Annotated in this window: 16 protein-coding genes and 2 tRNA genes; 11 read left to right on the forward strand and 7 right to left on the reverse strand. The window is 52.5% G+C overall.

Annotation, left to right across the window (positions count from 1 at the left end; translation table 11 throughout):
* Positions 1-30: 30 nt before the first annotated feature.
* Positions 31-1233 carry a tryptophan synthase subunit beta gene (trpB, locus tag LVJ88_RS02865; RefSeq protein WP_085418150.1) on the forward strand — a complete coding sequence of 401 codons (1203 nt, stop codon included), beginning with the start codon at positions 31-33 and terminating at the stop codon, positions 1231-1233.
* 75 nt (positions 1234-1308) lie between these two features.
* On the forward strand, positions 1309-2208 hold the full coding sequence (prmB, locus tag LVJ88_RS02870) for a 50S ribosomal protein L3 N(5)-glutamine methyltransferase (RefSeq protein WP_085418167.1): 900 nt from the start codon (positions 1309-1311) through the stop codon (positions 2206-2208).
* A 189-nt stretch (positions 2209-2397) separates the two neighbouring features.
* On the opposite strand, the gene LVJ88_RS02875 is transcribed toward prmB, so the two are convergent.
* Together LVJ88_RS02875 and LVJ88_RS02880 are read right to left on the reverse strand one after the other, a co-directional pair.
* A complete protein-coding gene (locus LVJ88_RS02875; protein ID WP_085418151.1) occupies positions 2398-3021 on the reverse strand; it encodes an NUDIX hydrolase in 624 nt (207 codons plus the stop codon).
* A gap of 164 nt (positions 3022-3185) precedes the next feature.
* On the reverse strand, positions 3186-3413 hold the full coding sequence (locus LVJ88_RS02880; protein WP_085418152.1) for a hypothetical protein: 228 nt from the start codon (positions 3411-3413) through the stop codon (positions 3186-3188).
* 34 nt (positions 3414-3447) lie between these two features.
* Here LVJ88_RS02880 and LVJ88_RS02885 point away from each other — a divergent pair, with 34 nt between their 5' ends.
* The 7 genes from LVJ88_RS02885 to LVJ88_RS02915 all read left to right on the forward strand — a co-directional run bounded on the left by LVJ88_RS02885 (position 3448) and on the right by LVJ88_RS02915 (position 8941).
* The gene (locus LVJ88_RS02885) at positions 3448-5310 is read left to right on the forward strand and encodes a tetratricopeptide repeat protein (RefSeq protein WP_085360284.1); all 1863 of its coding nucleotides are present in this window, start codon (positions 3448-3450) and stop codon (positions 5308-5310) included.
* A 102-nt stretch (positions 5311-5412) separates the two neighbouring features.
* The gene (gene lolB / locus LVJ88_RS02890) at positions 5413-6003 is read left to right on the forward strand and encodes a lipoprotein insertase outer membrane protein LolB (protein ID WP_085360282.1); all 591 of its coding nucleotides are present in this window, start codon (positions 5413-5415) and stop codon (positions 6001-6003) included.
* Between the two features lie 34 nt (positions 6004-6037).
* Positions 6038-6892, forward strand: a complete 855-nt coding sequence (gene ispE / locus LVJ88_RS02895) for a 4-(cytidine 5'-diphospho)-2-C-methyl-D-erythritol kinase (RefSeq protein ID WP_085418153.1) — start codon at positions 6038-6040, stop codon at positions 6890-6892.
* Positions 6893-6905: 13 nt separating this feature from the next.
* A tRNA-Gln gene (locus LVJ88_RS02900) sits at positions 6906-6981 on the forward strand.
* Between the two features lie 9 nt (positions 6982-6990).
* Positions 6991-7066, forward strand: a tRNA-Gln gene (locus LVJ88_RS02905).
* 248 nt (positions 7067-7314) lie between these two features.
* Positions 7315-8301: a ribose-phosphate pyrophosphokinase gene (locus tag LVJ88_RS02910; protein WP_143773651.1), complete on the forward strand. Its 987-nt coding sequence runs from the start codon at positions 7315-7317 to the stop codon at positions 8299-8301.
* A gap of 67 nt (positions 8302-8368) precedes the next feature.
* The gene (locus tag LVJ88_RS02915; protein WP_085356045.1) at positions 8369-8941 is read left to right on the forward strand and encodes a 50S ribosomal protein L25/general stress protein Ctc; all 573 of its coding nucleotides are present in this window, start codon (positions 8369-8371) and stop codon (positions 8939-8941) included.
* 458 nt (positions 8942-9399) lie between these two features.
* Here LVJ88_RS02915 and LVJ88_RS02920 read toward each other — a convergent pair whose 3' ends face one another.
* Positions 9400-12303 carry an Rne/Rng family ribonuclease gene (locus tag LVJ88_RS02920; RefSeq protein ID WP_085418168.1) on the reverse strand — a complete coding sequence of 968 codons (2904 nt, stop codon included), beginning with the start codon at positions 12301-12303 and terminating at the stop codon, positions 9400-9402.
* A 580-nt stretch (positions 12304-12883) separates the two neighbouring features.
* On the opposite strand from LVJ88_RS02920, the gene LVJ88_RS02925 reads away from it, so the two are divergent.
* Positions 12884-13870, forward strand: a complete 987-nt coding sequence (locus tag LVJ88_RS02925; protein WP_085418155.1) for an RluA family pseudouridine synthase — start codon at positions 12884-12886, stop codon at positions 13868-13870.
* 158 nt (positions 13871-14028) lie between these two features.
* Here LVJ88_RS02925 and LVJ88_RS02930 read toward each other — a convergent pair whose 3' ends face one another.
* Both LVJ88_RS02930 and hemN read right to left on the reverse strand, forming a co-directional pair.
* Positions 14029-14274, reverse strand: a complete 246-nt coding sequence (locus tag LVJ88_RS02930) for a DUF1289 domain-containing protein (protein WP_054600268.1) — start codon at positions 14272-14274, stop codon at positions 14029-14031.
* A gap of 269 nt (positions 14275-14543) precedes the next feature.
* The gene (hemN, locus tag LVJ88_RS02935; RefSeq protein ID WP_085418156.1) at positions 14544-15950 is read right to left on the reverse strand and encodes an oxygen-independent coproporphyrinogen III oxidase; all 1407 of its coding nucleotides are present in this window, start codon (positions 15948-15950) and stop codon (positions 14544-14546) included.
* Between the two features lie 199 nt (positions 15951-16149).
* On the opposite strand from hemN, the gene fnr reads away from it, so the two are divergent.
* A complete protein-coding gene (gene fnr, locus LVJ88_RS02940) occupies positions 16150-16884 on the forward strand; it encodes a fumarate/nitrate reduction transcriptional regulator Fnr (RefSeq protein WP_085360274.1) in 735 nt (244 codons plus the stop codon).
* 65 nt (positions 16885-16949) lie between these two features.
* Here fnr and argJ read toward each other — a convergent pair whose 3' ends face one another.
* A complete protein-coding gene (argJ, locus tag LVJ88_RS02945) occupies positions 16950-18170 on the reverse strand; it encodes a bifunctional glutamate N-acetyltransferase/amino-acid acetyltransferase ArgJ (protein ID WP_085418157.1) in 1221 nt (406 codons plus the stop codon).
* The gene (locus LVJ88_RS02950; protein WP_085418169.1) at positions 18171-19562 is read right to left on the reverse strand and encodes a chloride channel protein; all 1392 of its coding nucleotides are present in this window, start codon (positions 19560-19562) and stop codon (positions 18171-18173) included.
* Between the last annotated feature and the right edge of the window lie 153 nt (positions 19563-19715).

Raw genomic sequence — 19715 nt, forward strand, 5'->3', positions numbered from 1 at the left:
TCCGATTTTCAAATAACTAAGGCAATTTCCATGAAAAACTACCAAGCTCCCGACGCACAGGGATTTTTCGGCGAACACGGCGGCGTATATGTTTCCGAAACCCTGATTCCCGCCTTGCAAGAATTGGCCGAAGCCTACCGCGAAGCCAAAAACGATCCGGCTTTTTGGGAAGCGTTCCGCCACGATTTGAAACATTACGTCGGCCGTCCCAGCCCGGTTTATCATGCCGCGCGTTTGAGTGAAAAGCTCGGCGGGGCGCAAATCTGGCTCAAGCGCGAAGACCTCAACCACACCGGCGCGCATAAAGTGAACAATACCATTGGTCAGGCCTTGCTGGCCAAGCGCATGGGCAAAAAACGCGTGATTGCCGAAACCGGCGCGGGGCAGCACGGTGTGGCGAGTGCCACGGTTGCCGCGCGTTTCGGCATGGAATGCCATGTTTATATGGGGGCGGACGACATCCAACGCCAAGCGCCGAACGTGTTCCGCATGAAGCTGTTGGGGGCGAACGTGGTGAGTGTCGACAGCGGTTCGCGCACGTTGAAAGATGCCATGAACGAAGCCATGCGCGAGTGGGTGGCACGGGTGGACGACACGTTCTACATCATCGGCACCGCCGCCGGCCCCGCGCCTTATCCCGAAATGGTGCGCGATTTCCAATGCGTGATCGGCAATGAAGCCAAAGAGCAGATGCTTGAAGCCATCGGCCGCCAGCCCGATGCGGCTGTGGCCTGTGTGGGCGGCGGCTCCAACGCCATCGGCTTGTTTTATCCCTATCTCGGCGAAGAAAACGTGCGTTTGGTCGGCGTGGAAGCGGGCGGTAAAGGCGTGGATACCGACGAACATGCCGCGCCGATTACCAGCAAAGCCCCGATCGGCGTGCTGCACGGTTTCCGCAGCTATCTGATGCAGGACGAACACGGCCAAGTGGTCGGCACCCATTCGGTATCCGCCGGTTTGGATTACCCGGGCATCGGCCCCGAACACAGCCATTTGGCCGACCTCGGCCGCGTCGAATACCATGCCGCCAACGACGATGCCGCACTGGAAGCCTTTGATTTGCTGTGCCGCTACGAAGGCATTATCCCCGCGCTGGAAAGCAGCCACGCGCTGGCGTGGGCGGTGGCCGAAGCGCCGAAGATGGGCAAAGACCAAGTGATTTTGGTGAACTTGTCCGGTCGCGGCGACAAAGACATTAATACCGTAGCCAAGCTCAAAGGTATCGAACTGTAACGTTGCGGGCAGCAAAGGCCGTCTGAAACGGCCGACCTGCCTAAGCAAAACTGTTAAATTGAAAGCAACCACATGATGTTTACCCAAGCCGCCGAACAACTTTCTACCGTGCGCGATATTTTGCGCTTTGCCGTCAGCCGTTTTAACGAAGCCGACCTGCATTTCGGGCATGGTAGCGACAATGCCCACGACGAGGCCGCCTATCTGATTCTGCATACCTTGAGCCTGCCGCTGGATATGCTCGAACCGTATCTCGATGCCAAGCTGCTCGACAGCGAAAAAGAAGAAGTGTTGGGCTTGATTGAAAAGCGCGTTACCGAACGTGTGCCCGTGGCTTATTTAACCAATCAGGCTTGGCAGGGCGATTTTGATTTTTATGTGGACGAGCGCGTGATTGTGCCGCGTTCGTTTATCTACGAACTTTTGGGCGAGCCGCTTGCGCCGTGGATAGAGCATGAAGAGCTGGTTCACCGCGCTTTGGATTTATGCACGGGCAGCGGCTGTTTGGCGGTTCAGATGGCCTATCATTATCCGGCTGCCGAAATCGACGCGGTCGATTTGAGCCTCGACGCTTTGGAAGTGGCCGCCATCAACGTGGAAGACTACGGCTTGGAAGAGCGCATCAATCTGATTCACACCGATTTGTTTGAAGGCTTGGAAGGCACTTACGATTTAATCGTGTCGAACCCGCCTTATGTTGATGCCGAATCGGTGGAAGCCCTGCCGCAGGAATATCTGCACGAACCCGAACTGGCATTGGGCAGCGGTTCAGACGGCCTCGATGCCACCCGCGAGATTATTTTGCATGCCGCCAAGTTTTTGAACCCCAAAGGCGTGCTGCTGGTGGAAATCGGCCACAACCGCGATGTATTGGAAGCGGCCTATCCCGAACTGCCGTTCACTTGGCTGGAAACCAGCGGCGGCGACGGCTTCGTGTTCCTGCTGACCCGCGAGCAGCTGTTGGGCGAAGCGTGATGGTGATGTAAACAGGCAGAGACCTTTTCAAAGCCTTCATCTGCAGCGCATTTCTGCATTGTGCGCTGCTCGCTAGTTTGACTATACGCCTTGAGCTGCATCTAGATCTTAAGGTTTTGCACAGCAATCAGGCCGTCTGAAAAATTATTTTCAGACGGCCTGATTGCTGTGTGAACCTAATTTCACGTTTTAAAACGGCAATCCGCAAGCCCCCGAAGCCTGCCGGTGTTGCCGGTAGCGGTCGGCCAAATCATACAGAATCATCGCAGTCAGCCCCCAAATGTCGTAGTGCAGATAAGGCAGGGCGGGGGTGTTGAGGCGGTTGCCGTTGTAGTTGAGCGTTCGGGTTTCATACGCGCGGGTGTCGAGTGCCACGGAGAGAGGCAGGTAAAAAATTTCTTCCACTTCCGCCGCATTGGGGAAGGTGGGCGGATTGCCGGCACATAACGCGGGCACGGGAGAAACAATGTAGCCCGAAGGCGTGTAATAAGGTTGGAAGTGCGGAAAGGTTTGCCAATGCTCGGCGCCGATGCCGGTTTCTTCGGCTGTTTCGCGCAAAGCGGTGTGGGTAAGGTTGGTGTCGGTAGCATCTTTTCTGCCGCCTGCCAGCGCAATCTGCCCCGCATGTTCGGGTAGGGCGGCATTGCGGCGGGTAAGCAGAACCTGCCATTGGCTGTCGCGGCAGACCATGCCCAGCAAAACGGCGGCTTCGCGCGTGGCGGTTTGCGCAAACAAGGCATTGCGCCGCTTGCCTGCGTCGGCGGGGTAATGTGCGGCTTGTTGTAAAAAACCGGCAAGTTCGGATTGGGTCATGTGTGCACCTGCGTATTGTGTTCAGACGGCCTCGTTATTTGGGGGCGTGTCGTTAGAAAGCATTGCGGCGGTATGTTCACAGCCGATTTTATAGTCAACCGACTTAACTTGATACTGCGGCGTTGCTGTCTTGTGTGAAAAATAAGTGGATTGTCTGTCGCTTCTCAAGCCTTCCGGTTGCGCACCCTAAAATAAGCCGTTTCTGCATGATATATCTGTTTGGCGGCCGGTGTGAAACCGCTTAGATATGCGGTTGCGTATCCGGCCTGTTTAAATGTTGCGGCAGATAACTTTACATATGTAATTATGATTTCTGCAATGTCAACAAAGCTCCATGCTTGTGATAAAGTATCGCACATCTGTTTTTCAGGATACAGGCCGTCTGAAATCATGTGCCTGATCCTGCACATATCGAAGGAAAGTTTTATGTTTTTGGGAAAAAACCGCATGCGTTTTGCGGCACTTGCCGTAATGGCTGTGTTTGCCGGTCAGGCTTATGCACAGGCAGAGGCGTCGAAGCAGCCCGAACAGTCGGTGAAATCTGTGGTGGCAAGAAAAAGCCAATATACGCCCGAAGAGCGTGCTTCGGAATACGAACGCCGTTCGGCCATTGTTGAGCGTGCCAACCATCTCTTTACCCTGTTGGGCGGCGAAATGGCGGTGCAGAAAGGCGATCCGGGCACGGCATTGGCCACCTATATCGTGATGCTCAACCGCACCAAAGACCCGGTGGTGGCAGAGCGTGCGGTAGAAATGGCTGTGGCGCTGCGCGCCTATCAGCAGGCCGGTCAGATTTACCAAATATGGCGCGAAATCGAACCGGTGCCGGGAGATGCCCAAAAACGGATGGCGTGGACGCTCGATTTAATCAACGGCAAGTCGGAAGCCGCAGCCAAAGGCTTGGAAGCCGTACTCGAGCGTGCGAACGAAGAGCAAACCCGCCGTATTTTCCTGCTGCTTGCGCAAATGAGCCTGCAACATGCTTCTTTGGCGGAGAAAGCCGGAAAAGAAGTGCACAAAGCCGCGAAAAAACATGCCGATAAGCCCGAAGCAGCCATTGCCGATCTGATTTTAAGCGCCCAAAGAGAGCGGGAACGCGATGCCGTTCAGGCTTTGCAAAATCTGGCCAAGCTGGATACCGATATTCTACCGCCTACCGAAATCACCCTGAGGCTGGTTGCCCAACACAGCCCCAAAGTCTTGCGCCGTTTTTTTGCAGAAACCGACACCGCCAAACTTTCCCCCGTATGGCAGGAATTGGAAATCAGCGGATTGATTGCAGACGGCCAGCATGACAAAGCCTATCAACGTCTGCAAACCTTGTTAAACGAAAACCCGAATGCCGATCTGTATATTCAGGCCGCCATTTTGTCGGTAACGCGCGAAGACGATATTTCCGTAGTCGGCAACTATCTCGACAGAGCCTACCGTATCGGCACCAGCGAACAAAAGAGCAGGGCGGCCGTGATCGGTGCCATGCGTTATGCAGATGTAAAAGATTTCAAACAAGCCAAATCGTGGGTGGAGCGCATTACCTCGCCCGAATTTAACTTCGATAAAGCCGTATTGAAAGCCTCCATCGAAGCCGAGCAGGGCAATGGCCGCAATGCTTTGGCAGAAGCGCGCCGTGCACAAAAACTGCCTGAAAAACAGGGGCGGTTTTTCGGCATGAGCGATATCCAGCGCGTTTATCTGTTTGCATTGAGCAAGCACAACAGCCCGCAAGAAGCACTGTCCGAATTGAATGCTTTGGCCGCAGATGCCGAAAAACAGCCCGACGGCAAAGAGCGGCTGTCGGATATCCTTTACCAGCGCGCCATGCTTTATGCCGACAAACTCAACCGCCCCGAAAAAGCCGTAACCGACCTGCGCCGTTATCTCGAGCTTAATCCGGACAGCGCAATAGGCATGAATGCCCTTGGCTACACCATGTTTTCCTTGCCGAAATACGATGTCGAAGAAGCATTCAAACTGATTCAGGCGGCCTATCAGCAGGAACCCGAGTCCGCCGCCATCAACGACAGTTTGGGATGGGCATATTACCTGAAAGGCGATGCCCAAGCCGCATTGCCCTATCTCGAATACGCATTTGAACAGTTTCCGGATCCCGAAGTAGCCGCACATTTAGGCGAAGTATTCTGGAAGCTCGGCCAGCAGGAAAAAGCCAAAACCGTTTGGCAGCAAGGGTTGGATAAAGACCGCAACCATGCCGTGCTGAGAAAAACCCTGCAACGGTTCGGTGTGCAGCTTCCCGAAAAAGCAAAACGTGCCAAAGCCAAGAAAAAATAAAGAAGCAGGCCGTCTGAAAACCTTTATTTCAGACGGCCTCAATGTCAGATTTACATCGGCTTGAATAAACGGCCGTCTGAATATCCACTCTTAAGGCAATCTATGAAATACAACCGTTTCAAACCCATATTACCCGTTGCAGCCTTATTGATGCTGGTTGCGTGCGCCCAACCCCACATGGCGGGCAAAGAAAGCTGGCGCGCACAAACCGATATTCCCGATTTTGCCGCCGACGGCCGCTTGGCTGTAAAAATGAACGAAAAAGGCTCGTATGCCAATTTCGACTGGACGTACCAAAACCAAGTCCAAACAATTGACGTCAACACCCCGCTGGGCAATACCATCGGCCAACTTTGCCAAGACCAACAAGGCGTGCTGGCCGTGGACAGCAAAGGAAAAAAATATCAAGCGGCCACCCCGCAGCAATTAAGCGAGCAACTATTAGGCTTCGCCTTGCCAGTACAATATCTGCATGTGTGGGCCAACGGCCAATGGGTTGCCAACGCGCCGTACCAACTGTTGCCCGACGGGCGTTTGCAGCAATTTGAATGGACGATTACCCGTTCCCTCAATACAGACGGCACGCCGAAAATCCTGTTATTGGAAAGCAGCCGATTAACATTGAGGCTGGTGTTCGACCAAATGGAATACGCCCGCAATGCCGATGCCGCAACCCAATGCGCAGCAAGATAAACAATAAAATCAATCAATGGATTGAAGGAAAATTATGACGCAGGCCATTGTTCCGAACCATGCCACAGCTTATCCCGCACCCGCCAAATTGAACTTGGATTTGCGCATCACCGGCCGCTTGGAAAACGGATATCACTGCTTGGAAAGCATTTTCTGTTTGATTGATCTGCAAGACACGGTTTATCTTGCCCCCCGCAACGACGGCAAAATCATCTTGCACACCCCGTTGCAGAACGTGCCGCCCGAAACGGATTTAACCTATCGGGCCGCTGCCGCTTTGCAGCCTTATTCAGACGGCCTAAAAGGCGTGGATATTTGGTTGGATAAACGTATTCCCATGGGCGGGGGCTTGGGAGGAGGCAGTTCCGATGCGGCAACGGTATTGATCGCCCTCAATACCTTGTGGCAATGCGGTTTGACCACGCCCGAGTTGATAGATATAGGCGTCAAACTCGGTGCAGACGTACCGTTTTTTATTTTCGGACGTAACGCTTTTGCCAAAGGCATAGGCGAGCAACTCACGCAGATTGACCTTCCCCAACAATGGTTTGTTGTAGTAAAACCACCGGTTCACGTCAGCACGGCTGCGATTTTTTCACACGAACGCTTGACACGGGATTCCCAACCCAGCATAATGCCGACTTTGCAATCGCTGCAACCTTTCAGAAATGATATGCAGGCGGTTGTGTTTCAGGAGTATCCTGAAGTCTTGAAGGCTTATCAGTTGCTGGAAAAAATAGGCAAACCTTTAATGACCGGTTCCGGCGCCTGTTTATTCATCGCTTTTGACAGCGAAGAAAATGCAAACTCAGCCTTAAGCAAAGTTTCAAAACACTATGAAGCATATTGTGTGAAAAGCTTAGATGTTCATCCGCTGCTGAATAGTTAACAGTTGATTGTGTTGGGGAGTCGTCAAGTGGTTAAGACACTGGATTTTGATTCCAGCATGCGAAGGTTCGAATCCTTCCTCCCCAGCCAACCCCTCATTGGGGAGTCGTCAAGTGGTTAAGACACTGGATTTTGATTCCAGCATGCGAAGGTTCGAATCCTTCCTCCCCAGCCAATAAAAAAGCGTGTGAGTTTACTTGCACGCTTTTTATTTTGTGAGAAGGTTTTCATTTAAGAGGCTTTGAGAAGACTTTAACGCAACAAAGTCTAGGGCCGTCTGAAAAAATATCAAGAATTAAAGAAGGGGCTTTGATGGTTGACCGTTGGCGCGTATAATAACCGCTTCGGCTGGCCGGCCAAAAGCAGAAGGAAGCAATAATGTTTTCCGAGCACAACCCCAATACACATCCAGGTGACGAAGATATGGCTGCATATGACAGTTTGATGGTTTTTACCGGTAATGCCAATCCGGAATTGGCTCAAAAAGTGGTTAAACATCTAGATATTTCCTTGGGAAATGCCTCCGTCAGCAAGTTTTCAGACGGAGAAGTAGCCATAGAACTTCTGGAAAATGTGCGCGGGCGTGATGTTTTCATTCTTCAGCCTACCTGTGCACCCACCAACGACAACTTGATGGAAATCCTTACCATGGCCGATGCCTTGAAGCGTGCATCAGCGGGGCGCATTACAGCAGCGATTCCTTATTTCGGCTATGCCCGCCAAGATCGCCGCCCCCGTTCCGTGCGCGTTCCGATTTCTGCCAAACTGGTTGCCAATATGCTTTATTCGGTAGGTATCGACAGGGTGTTGACCGTTGATCTGCATGCCGATCAAATTCAAGGTTTTTTTGATATTCCGGTAGACAATATTTACGCTACGCCCATTTTGATTAACGATATCCAGCGTCAGCGTATCGACAATCTGACAGTGGTAAGCCCCGATATCGGCGGTGTCGTTCGTGCACGGGCGGTAGCCAAAGTACTGAATGCCGATTTGGCGATTATCGACAAACGCCGCCCCAAAGCCAATGTGGCGGAAGTAATGAACATTATCGGTGATGTTCAAGACCGTACCTGTTTGATTGTCGATGATATGATTGATACCGCGAATACTTTATGTAAAGCCGCTTCGGCCTTGAAAGCCAGAGGTGCTTCCAGAGTGTTGGCTTATGCTACCCATCCGGTATTCTCCGGAGAGGCGGTATCCCGAATCGACTCTTCAGATATAGATCAGGTTGTGGTAACGGATACCATTCCTTTGTCGGCATCTGCACAGCAATGCGAACGTATCCGTCAGGTAACGATTGCCGGACTGTTGGCCGAAACCGTTCGACGTATCAGCAATGAAGAATCTGTTTCATATCTTTTCAATGAAGATGTGTTAACCAACGGCAGTGTATTTCTGCCTTAACGTGAGCTGCTTTGGGCTGGTCGCGGCCGATTGCAGTTAATTTTATTTATTTTGGAGTTTTTTAATTATGTCATACGAAATTCAAGCTACCGTTCGCGAGGCACAGGGCACTGGTGCGAGCCGCCGCCTGCGTCGTGAAGGTAAAACCCCTGCCGTATTGTACGGTGAGAACCAAGAGCCTGTAGCAATTGCGGTTGATCACAAAACAGTGTTCTATGCTTTGGAAAAAGAATCTTTCCATACTGCTCTGATCAAATTGACTCTTGACGGCAAAACCCAAGATGTGATCGTGCGCGATTTCCAAATCCACCCTTTCCGTCAAGAAGTTCAACACATCGATTTCCAAGTGGTTGATGCAGCCAAGCCCCTGCGTATCCGTGTACCTTTGCATGTAGTGAACGCAGAAACTTCCCAAGCTGTAAAATTGCAAGGCGGTCGAGTTTCACTGTTGAATACGACTGTGGAAGTTATCGCTCTGCCTAAAGACATTCCTGCTGCGTTGGAATTGGATTGTGGCAATGTTGTGGCAGGCGACATTCTGCATTTGTCGGATATCAAACTTCCGGAAGGCGTTGAAAGCGTTGCCCTGAAACGTAATGCCAATTTAGCTGTTGCTACAGTAACAGGTAAAAAACGTTAAGTGAAAAATAAAAAAATCCCACGATTATTGTCGTGGGATTTTTTTATTTGAAAGTTGATATTAATTTCTGAGTCTTTTTCTTATGTATTTTTATGGGTGGGTGTGGGAAATATTTGCGTGATATAGTCAATCCACTTAACTTTTACTACGGCGTTGCAGTGCTTTGGCTCAAAGAGAATGATTTTGTTAACAGAATCGGTTCCGTACTACCTATAACTTTCTGCGGCTTGCTGCCTTGTATTAAAAAATTGAAGTGCATTTGACCATATATGTTTGCACCTGCTGCGCTGCTACGCTTCGAATTATATTCATATCTGAGATTTTTTTGCTAAAAGTCTCAAAGGGGCAGTTTGAACAGCTGTTTCAGACGGCTTTGAACTTTTGCGCTAATACGGTAGTGAAAGCTGAAAAAAAACGCCCGATGGCATGAGCGATCGGGCGTTGGGATGCATCCTGTTTTATCGGTGCGTTTCTACTTGCACCATAGGGGCTTCATCATGAAGTGCGGTTTCTACCGGTTTCGGCACATCCGCGCGTCGCAGCCCGCTTGAGGCTTCGGTGTGCGTTGATGCAGATGCTGCTGCCAAAGCATCCGCGCGTGTTTCCACCAGTACTAAGCCGCCTAAGTTGAGGCCGTCTGAAACCGCTTTCGGTTGGCTTTCGGCAGGGGTTGTTGAAAGTGCATGTTCTGAGGTGGAAACTTCATTTTGCACTTCGCCAACCGGTTCATTTTCTATATGGCCGATACCGAAAACGGTATTGACGGCTTCTTCTACATTGGCAACCGCAGCAGCAATGATGCTTTGTTCGTCAGTGTCGACGGTATTTTCTGCCGGAGCGGAAGGTGCTGAAGATGCAATGGCTGAATCTGATTCGATAGCAAACAGGGCGGGTGCTGATTCGGCGGTGTCGGTGTCGATTTCCGGTACAACCACCACCAGCGGGCTGTCTGTTTCAGCAGCAACGGCTGTGTTTGACTGTGCCAAAGGAGCAGTAACGGCAACGGCCAAAGGTGCTTCTTCGGCTTCTCCGAATACATGTGCCACGGCAAAGCGGACTTTGTCGGCAGCTTCTTCGATGCTCAAATACTGCTCGATTTTGGCTGCGGATGGAATGTTCCGTTTTTTGCTGCTGTTGCGGCGTTCGCGTTGTTGGTCGCGGTCGCGATTGCGGCTGCGTTCTTGGCGCGGAGAACGGTTTTCTCTTTCGCTGTTGTCGGCTGTTTTATCGGTACGGACGGCTTCGGCAGCAGGAGCGGTGTTCTCCTGAACGCTCTCGGCAACATTCGGCAGGGCGGCTACGGCAGCGGCAGTCGCGGCTTTATCGTTACGGTTGCGGCGGCGGTTGTCTTGACGCTGTTCGCGATTGCCGTTTTCTTTGGCAACGGCTTTGGTTTCGGCGTCGGACTGGCACGCTTCGGCTGCGTTTTGGCGGCTGCGTTCGCGGCTGTCGTTTTGACTGCGGCGGTTACTGCGTGTTTCCTTGTTGTTTTCTTTGATGCTTTCGTGAGAATCTGCATCGGCTGTACGCGCATCTGCTTGGGTGTCGTCGCTATCTTGGCGTTTGAGATTTTGGTTGCGGCGCGGATTTTGACGTCGGTTGCTCGGGCGGCGGCTGTTCGGGCGGTTGCCGTGGCGTTTTTCCGATTTTTCTGTTTCGGAGGCTTTTTCGGGTTCGTTTTTGCTGCCGCCGAATACTTTGCCGAGCCATGATTTGAAACCTGTCCACCAAGAAGAAGACACTGGGGCTTCGCTAACAATCGGAGCAGGCTGGGTGTGCTTCACGCCTTTCACGGCAGGTTCGGGGCGGGCGGTTTTGGCTTTTTCGCCGCCGAAAGGTTTGGCGGTTTCGTCTTCTTCTGGTTCGACAACACGCTTGTAGCTCGGCTCGGCGTTATCGTCCACATCATCGGTACGCACGCGGGTAACGTCGTAGTGCGGGTTTTCGAGATGGATATTGGGGATCAGGAAAACGGATACGTCCAAACGCTCTTCCATACCGAAAAGTTCGGCACGTTTTTCGTTGAGTAGGAAGGTTGCCACATCTACCGGCACTTGTGCGTGTACTTCGCCGGTGTTGTCTTTCATGGCTTCTTCCTGAATGATGCGCAGCACATGCAGGGCGGTGGATTCGATACTGCGGATGACGCCTGTGCCGCCACAACGCGGGCAGGCGTTATGGCTGCTTTCGCCCAATGCGGGTTTCAGGCGTTGGCGCGATAATTCAAGCAGGCCGAAGCGGGAGAGTTTGCCCATTTGTACGCGGGCGCGGTCTTTTTTCAGGGCGTCGCGCAAGACGTTTTCCACATCGCGCTGATGCTTGGGGTTTTCCATGTCGATGAAGTCGATCACCACCAAGCCGCCCAAGTCGCGCAGGCGCATCTGGCGTGCCACTTCTTCGGCGGCTTCCATATTGGTTTTGAAGGCGGTGTCTTCGATGTCGGCACCGCGGGTGGCGCGTGCGGAGTTTACGTCGATGGAAACCAGTGCTTCGGTGTGGTCGATCACAATCGCTCCGCCGGAAGGCAGGCTGACGCTGCGTGAAAATGCGCTTTCGATTTGGTGTTCGATTTGGAAACGCGAAAACAGCGGAGTGTGGTCTTGATAGAGTTTCAGACGGCCGACGTTGTTGGGCATCACATACGACATAAATTCGGAAATCTGATCATACACTTCTTGGTTGTCGACCAAGATTTCGCCGATGTCGGGGCGGAAGTAGTCGCGGATGGCGCGGATAAGCAGCGAGCTTTCCATAAAGAGCAGGTAAGGCTCGTTGTGCGCACGGCCGGCTTCTTCGATGGCCTGCCACAATTGTTGCAGGTAGTTGAAATCCCATTGCAGCTCTTCCACGCTGCGGCCGATGCCGGCGGTGCGGGCGATCAGGCTCATGCCGCGCGGCACGTCCAATTCGGCCATGGCGGCTTTCAATTCTTGACGTTCTTCGCCTTCGATACGGCGCGATACGCCGCCGCCGCGCGGGTTGTTGGGCATTAAAACCAGATAACGACCGGCCAGGCTGATGAAGGTAGTTAACGCAGCGCCTTTGTTGCCGCGCTCGTCTTTTTCAACCTGCACGATTACCTGCATGCCTTCTTTCAGCACGTCTTGGATGCGGGCGCGGCCGCCTTCGTAGTCTTGGAAATAGGAACGGGAAACTTCTTTGAAAGGGAGGAAACCGTGGCGGTCGGTGCCGTAATCGACGAAACACGCTTCCAGCGACGGTTCGATGCGGGTAATCACACCTTTATAGATATTGCCTTTGCGCTGTTCTTTGCCCAGCGTTTCGATGTCGAGATCGAGCAGCGTTTGCCCGTCGACAATCGCCACGCGCAGCTCTTCGGCCTGCGTGGCATTAAATAACATTCGTTTCATAACCACCTCGTTTTTGAGCACCCACGAGGCCGGTAATCAGTATTCAACGCTTATAAGCCGCCAATGGTCAGGCCGTCTGAAACGGCGTGTGGGGCATTATCTGAACGAGAAGGAAAATAAAGAACGATAGGCATACGTTAAGGTTTGTGTTGCCGGCTGTTTGCTGTTGTTTATAGATGCCGCCGCTGAAATTGCTTGGTCGGCAATAATGGTTTTTTCATGCCAAAACGGGTGGCAGAACAGTTAAACAGACGCAGAGCGGTATACCTGCTGTTTCGCTGTGATAAATGCTGCGAAACACAATAAATCTGAGCCGTCTTCTTCATTGCTGTCCGGCGGCTTTGTTACCAACGGCTGCGCGCGAATCAACTAGGAGCGTCTTATGCCTGACGGAAAGCCTGCCGGAAAAGGTTAAACTTAATTACGTCTTCACCCGCCGGGCTTGGCGGCAGATGAAGGAAATGCTTTGTGGCGTGCTTTTTAGTATAAAATTCCGGTTTACAATAAGTTTTCAGACGGCCTGAACAATCTGTAAAACGGCCCCCGAAAACGTAAGCGGATTATAGAGAAAATGCCGACAATTAGCAAAGACTTGGTTAACCACATCAGCATCACTGCGGAAGACGCAGGGCAGCGGCTCGACAACTTTTTAATCAAGATTTTGAAAGGGGTGCCCAAAAGCCATATCCAGCGCATCATCCGCGCAGGCGAAGTACGCTTGAACAAAAAACGCTGCAAGCCTACCGACCGTATAGAAGCGGGCGATGTTTTGCGTATTCCGCCGGTGCGCATTGCCGAAAAGCAGAGGCCGTCTGAAAACATGCCGGTGCCTGCGCGTGATTTTGAAATTGTTTACGAAGACGATGCGATGCTGGTGGTGAACAAGCCCAGCGGCGTGGCGGTACACGGCGGCAGCGGGGTAAGTTTCGGCGTGATCGAGCAATTGCGCCGCGCCCGACCCGAAGCGCGTTATCTGGAGCTGGTGCACCGTTTGGACAAAGACACCAGCGGGCTGTTGATGATTGCGAAAAAGCGCAGCGCGTTGGTAAAGCTGCACGAAGCCATCCGCAACGACCATCCGAAAAAAATTTATCTGGCTTTGGGCGTAGGAAAGCTGGCGCAGGATAAGCTGAATGTGAAACTGCCACTGTTCAAATACACGGGCGCACAAGGCGAAAAGATGGTGCGCGTGAGTGAAAACGGCCAGCATGCGCATACGGTGTTCCGTGTATTGAAGCGTTTTTCAGACGGCCTGCTGCATCAGGTCGGCCTTTCGCATTTAACATTGGTGGAAGCCACCTTGAAAACCGGCCGCACTCATCAAATCCGCGTGCACATGCAGTCGCAGCATTGCCCGATTGCGGGCGACGAACGCTATGGCGATTATCAGGCCAACAAACGGCTGCACAAATTGGGTTTGAAGCGGATGTTTCTGCATGCGGCGGAGTTGCATTTGCAGCACCCGCTCACGGGCGAGCCGTTGCATTTGAAAGCCGAGCTGCCTTTGGAGTTGCGGCAGATGGTGTTGATGCTGGAGGGCGGCCGGCAAGCAGAGTAAAAAAGCGGGGCATATATGCTCCGCTTTTTTTATCCATTGCTTAGAAAAGCGGTTGTGATGTTGGTTGAAATGGGCGGTACTCGTTATGGGAAAGCATGCCTGCTTGCAATCGGTTTAGTTGTGAGCGGGGTAGGAGCATATTTGCCGCAACGATTTGATTAGAAATCAAATCCCATTTGGTCGGGTAATTCGGTGGAGATTTGCCCTTCGCGTGCGGCTTTTTGCAGTTTGCTGCGGCGCATGGCAATCAGGCGCATGACTTGGTGTTTTTGTGCGTCGGACATATTAAGCCAATAGAGCCGCTCTTCCCGACTGCGCAGGCAGCCTTTGCAATAGCCTTTGCTGTTGGCTTCGCATACGCCGATACAGGGGCTGGGAATGGCAAAGAACTCGAGTTGTTCCATAAACAGTGGCAAAAAAAAAGAAACATTTTGAGACCTTTGCAAAACTTCCGTCTGCGGCGCATTTCTGTGTTGTGCGCTGCTATGCTTTGAACTGCATCCGCATCCGAGAGTTTTGCAAAGGTTTCATTCTGCTTGAAAAATACGCTATGTTCAACGGTTTGCCGCATCAGTGTTTTTCAGACGGCCGGTTGCAGGGATATTGCAAGAGGCCGTCTGAAAAGCCGTTTAAGACCGGTTTTGCGTTTTTATTCTTTCTGTTTAAACCTGCTTTAAACGGTTTTGGAGTATTGTGCCGTGGTTTCTTTGTGGCGGAGATGGTAGTCAAACACCATGGCAATATTGCGGATAATGAATCTGCCTTTGGGCGTTACCGTTAACCCGCCGGGTTTTAGGCGCAACAGGCCGAGTTCGGCCAAATCCTGCAAATCTTGCAGCTCTTGGCTGAAATAGTCTGCAAACGAAATATTGAACAGACTTTCGTAGGTTGGGAATTCGAGAGAAAAGCGGCACATCAAATCCTGAATAATGCTGCGCCGCAGAATATCGTCGCCGTTTAGGCGGTAGCCGCGCATGACCGGCAGCCTGCCTTCATCCAAAGCGGCATAATAGGCGTCGATGTCGCGCTCGTTTTGAATGTAGGCGTGGCCGATTTTACCGATGGATGAAACGCCGATGGCAATCAGATCGCAGTCGGCATAGGTAGAGTAGCCTTGAAAATTACGTTGCAGCCAGCCTTCTTTCAGGGCGATTGAAAGTTCGTCGTTTGGCTTGGCAAAGTGATCCATGCCGATGAATACATAACCGTGGGATGTCAGGGTTTGTACGGCGTATTGCAGGATATCCAGTTTTTCTTCGCTGCCGGGCACAACGGCCGTGTCGATACGCCGTTGGGGTTTGAAAATATGGGGCAGATGGGCGTAGTGGTAAAGTGCCAAACGGTCGGGGTCGAGAGAAAGTACCGTGTCGAGAGTGGGTTTGATGCTCTCGAGCGTTTGATGGGGCAGGCCGTAAATCAAATCCACGCTCACCGATTTGAACCCTGCTTCGCGGGCCGCTTCGATAACTTCGCGGGTTTCTTCAACAGTTTGTATGCGGTTGACGGCTTGCTGTACCACGGGGTCGAAGTCCTGAATGCCGACGCTCATGCGGTTGAAGCCGAGTTTGCCCAAATGCAGCACGGTATCGCGGCTGACTTTGCGGGGGTCGATTTCGATCGAGTATTCGCCGTTGGGCAGCAAATCGAAATAGCGGCGTATCAGGCCGAACACACGCTCAAGTTGTTCATCGTTTAAAAAAGTGGGCGTGCCGCCGCCGAAGTGCAGCTGTACCAGCGGGTGGCGGCCGTTCAGATGCGGGGCAAGCAAGGCCAGCTCTTTCTCGAGATATTCGATGTAGGCGTCGGCGCGCGATGTGTCTTTGGTGATGATTTTATTGCAGCCGCAGTAATAGCAGATGGTATTGCAGAAGGGGATATGGATATACAGCGACAGAGGTTTGTTGAGTGCGCCGACTTTGCGCATGTTCAGCGACTCGATATAAGCTTCGGCATCAAAGCTGCCGGTGAAACGGTCGGCGGTGGGGTAAGAGGTGTAGCGGGGGCCGCTGGAAGGAAGCGAAGCAATCAGATTGCGGTCGAAATCGGGTGCGGTGTTTGTAGCTATCTTGATGATTTTCATGTGTAGTTTGCTTTATAAACGTCTGCCCGCCGGCCTTGGTAAGCCGAATTGCGGGAAGAATAACGCCCTTTTTAATCATTAGGCAAATTAGGGGCACTTTGGTAGAATACCTACACTATGATAAATACACCTTGACGGTAGTCAATACTCATTTAGTCGGCTTGTTTGCCGGCAGCTTAATTGAAAAGGTTAACCGTGTATGCCAACACATAATGCATCAAGCCAAATGAAAACATTGTGTTCGACATGTTCTTTGCGAGAGTTGTGCCTTCCCGTCGGTTTGATGCCGACGGAATTTGCGCAATTGGATGCGGTTATCCGCCAGAGCCGGCGTTTGAAAAAAGGCGAATGCCTGTTTCGCGCAGGCGAACCGTTCAGTTCTCTGTTTGCGATACGCACGGGTTTTTTTAAAACCACGATTGCCAGCCAAGACGGACGGGATCAGGTAACCGGCTTTTTTATGTCGGGCGAGCTGATCGGTATGGACGGTATCTGTTCGCATCTGCACAGTTGCGATGCGGTGGCTTTGGAAGACAGCGAAGTGTGCGAACTGCCTTTTTCGCATATGGAGGAATTGGGGCAGAAAATTCCCAGCCTGCAAACCCATTTTTTCCGTTTGATGAGCCGCGAAATCGTGCGTGATCAGGGTGTGATGCTGTTGCTGGGCAATATGCGTGCCGAAGAGCGTTTGGCGGCTTTTTTATTGAACTTGTCCAACCGCCTTTATTCGCGCGGCTTTGCGGCAAACGATTTCATTTTGCGTATGTCGCGCGAGGAAATCGGCAGCTATCTGGGTTTGAAGTTGGAAACGGTAAGCCGCACTTTATCGAAATTTCATCATGAAGGTTTGATTTTGGTGGAGCATAAGCATATTCAAATACTGCAGCCTGATGCTTTGAAAAAAATGGTGTCGGGTTGCGCCCATGCTTTGTGATGCCGGATAAGGTTTGAAAGAGGCCGTCTGAAGTTTTGAACTTTCAGACGGCCTCTTTGGTTTATCTAGCTGCGGTAGTCGGCATTAATCGACACATAATCGTGCGATAAGTCGCAGGTGTAAACCGTGGCCTGTTCGCCGCCGCGTTGCAGATCGACACGCACGGTAATTTCATCTTGGTTCATAACCATTTGCCCGGCTTCTTCGGTGTAGCTCTCGGCTCTGCCGCCGTGTTCGGCAACCAAAGCGGAGCCTAACCACAGGCGTACTTTGTCGGTGTCGAAGTTTTCCAAACCCGAGTAGCCGATAGCGGCAAGCAGACGGCCGAGATTGGGGTCGGACGCGAAAAACGCGGTTTTTACCAAAGGAGAATGTGCGATAGCGTAGGCGACTTTGCGCGCTTCTTCACGGCTGGCGGCGTTTTCTACTTTGACGGTGATAAATTTGGTGGCACCTTCGCCGTCGCGGACAATGGATTGGGCCAGTTCGAGTGCCAGACCGCCGAGCAGTTCTTTCAGTTGGTCGTAGCGCGGATCGGCGATATTGTCGATTTCGTTTTGGCCGCATTTGCCTGTGGCGGCTATTACAAAGCTGTCGTTGGTGCTGGTGTCGCCGTCAACGGTGATGGCGTTGAAAGAAAGGTCGGCGATTTCCTGCGTGAGCATTTGCAATACGGGTTGCGATACGTTGGCGTCGCACACGATAAAGCCGAGCATGGTGGCCATGTTGGGGCAGATCATGCCCGCACCTTTGGCAATGCCGGTGGCGCGGACGGTGTGGTTGTTGCCGATTCTGCTTTCGCGGCTGGCCGATTTGGGCACGGTGTCGGTGGTCATGATGGCGCGGGCGGCATCATTCCAGTGTGCGGGTTTTAAATTCGGCAGTGCGGAAACGATTTTAGCGGTGGGCAGCGGTTCGAGAATCACGCCGGTGGAGAAGGGCAGCACTTGTTCCGGCTCGCAGCCGATTTCTCTGGCGACGGCACGGCACACGGTTAGGGCGTCTTCACGCCCTTTGATGCCTGTGCCGGCATTGGCGTTGCCGGTATTGATTACCAGTGCGCGGATACCGTTTTCGTTGGTCAGATGTTCTTGGGCAATATGCACGGGGGCGGCGCAGAAGCGGTTTTGGGTGAACACTGCTCCGATGGTGTTGTCGGGGTTCAGTACAATCAGCGTCAAGTCGTCGTGGGCGGCTTTTTTAATGCCGGCTTGCCCGATAAAAACCTGTGCGCCGTCAACAGTAAGCAATTCTGCCGCGTATTTTTCTTTTAAGTTTACTGCCATTTATCGATTCTCCTTAATATCGGCCTGTTTGGCGGCATATTCTTCCTGAACACGCTGCCGGAAACGTGCGCCTGCCGCATGGTAAAACGGTTTGGGTGAAAATTGGCGCGACACCTGAGATGCAAAAATAGCACCAATCAACAACCAAAACAACAGATTCTGTCCGCCCGTCATTTCCATCACCACTACGCTGGAGGTGAGCGGGGATTGCGTGGCGGCGGCCAAAAACGCCGTCATGCAGATCAATACCAATACGTTGACACCGGTTTGTAGGTCGGCAAATTCGGCAAGATGCTGGCCGATCATGGCGCCGACGGTGAGCGAAGGGGTGAAGATGCCGCCGGGAATGCCTGCCCAATAAGACAGTACGGTGGCGGCCCATTTGGCAAGGGCAACGCCGAAAGGTGCGTCGTACATGCGTCTTAAGGCATCGGAAGCTTCGTGATAGCCCGTGCCGAATGTTTGGCCTTGATAAACCGTGCCGAGTGCAGCCAGCACTATGCCGATAATGCCGGCCAGCATAATGGGGTTGCGGCGTATCCAGCCGCGGTATTTTTCGGGAGAGAAGGCCGCCGCGCCTTTATACAGCATACGGGCGAACAGGCCGCCTGCTACGCCGCAAACCAGCCCGCTGAGCAACACCCACATCAGCATGTCGTCTAATTCGGTGCCGTGGAAGCCCGAAAAATAGGGGTTGTTGCCCTGAATGGCCACTTGAATGAAACCGGCTGCCAAGACGCCGATGAAAATCTGCCGTTCCCAGCGCAGCAGAATGCCGCGCCCCAGCTCTTCGATGGCAAACACCACTCCGGCAAGCGGGGCATTAAAGGCGGCGGCCAAACCGCCCGCCGCGCCTGCGGCAATCAAATCGTTTTCCTGCATGCCTTTGAAGGCGATATTGTGTTTTTTACACCATGCGCCCCAAGCCGACATCACGGCGGCGCCAACTTGCACCGAAGGCCCTTCGCGCCCGATAGACGCGCCCGCGAGCATACCTAAGAAAGTAAGCGGGATTTTCAGCATGGTTTGCCACAGCGAAATCAGTCGGGTTTTTTGTGCGCCATAGGGTAACGACAATGAAGCCAGTACCTGCGGGATGCCGCTGCCGGCGGTATAGGGCGCGAAACGGCGCGTCAGCCACACAATCAAAGGCAGGCCGAGCGGCAGGGCTACCCACGCAAACCACGGGTATTCTTTAACCAGCCGCGCATTTTCTTCTAATGCCCAGTCGGCCATTTTGGCAAAAGCCAGCGACACCAAAGCCACCAGCGCGGCACCGGCGAGCAGGAACATAAAAGCCAGCGTTTTGCGCGACAGCCGTTGGGTTTGGTTGAGTTTGTGGATGATTTTTCGCTTGAGTATCCGGTAATGTGTTGAAAAAGAGGATTTCATGGGAATGACAACCTGTAATGTGCAGTAATCGGTTTCAGACGGCCTCGGAGACATGTTCGGCAGATTGCCGGTAAATGGCGGTGCGCCGTTGCGTTCGTCGAATCGGCAAGGTGTTGCAGAATCATCATGTTTGCGGTGTGCCGACAAACCGCT

It is taken from the genome of Neisseria dumasiana, assembly GCF_022870885.1.
GTDB classification, from domain to species: Bacteria; Pseudomonadota; Gammaproteobacteria; order Burkholderiales; family Neisseriaceae; genus Neisseria; species Neisseria dumasiana.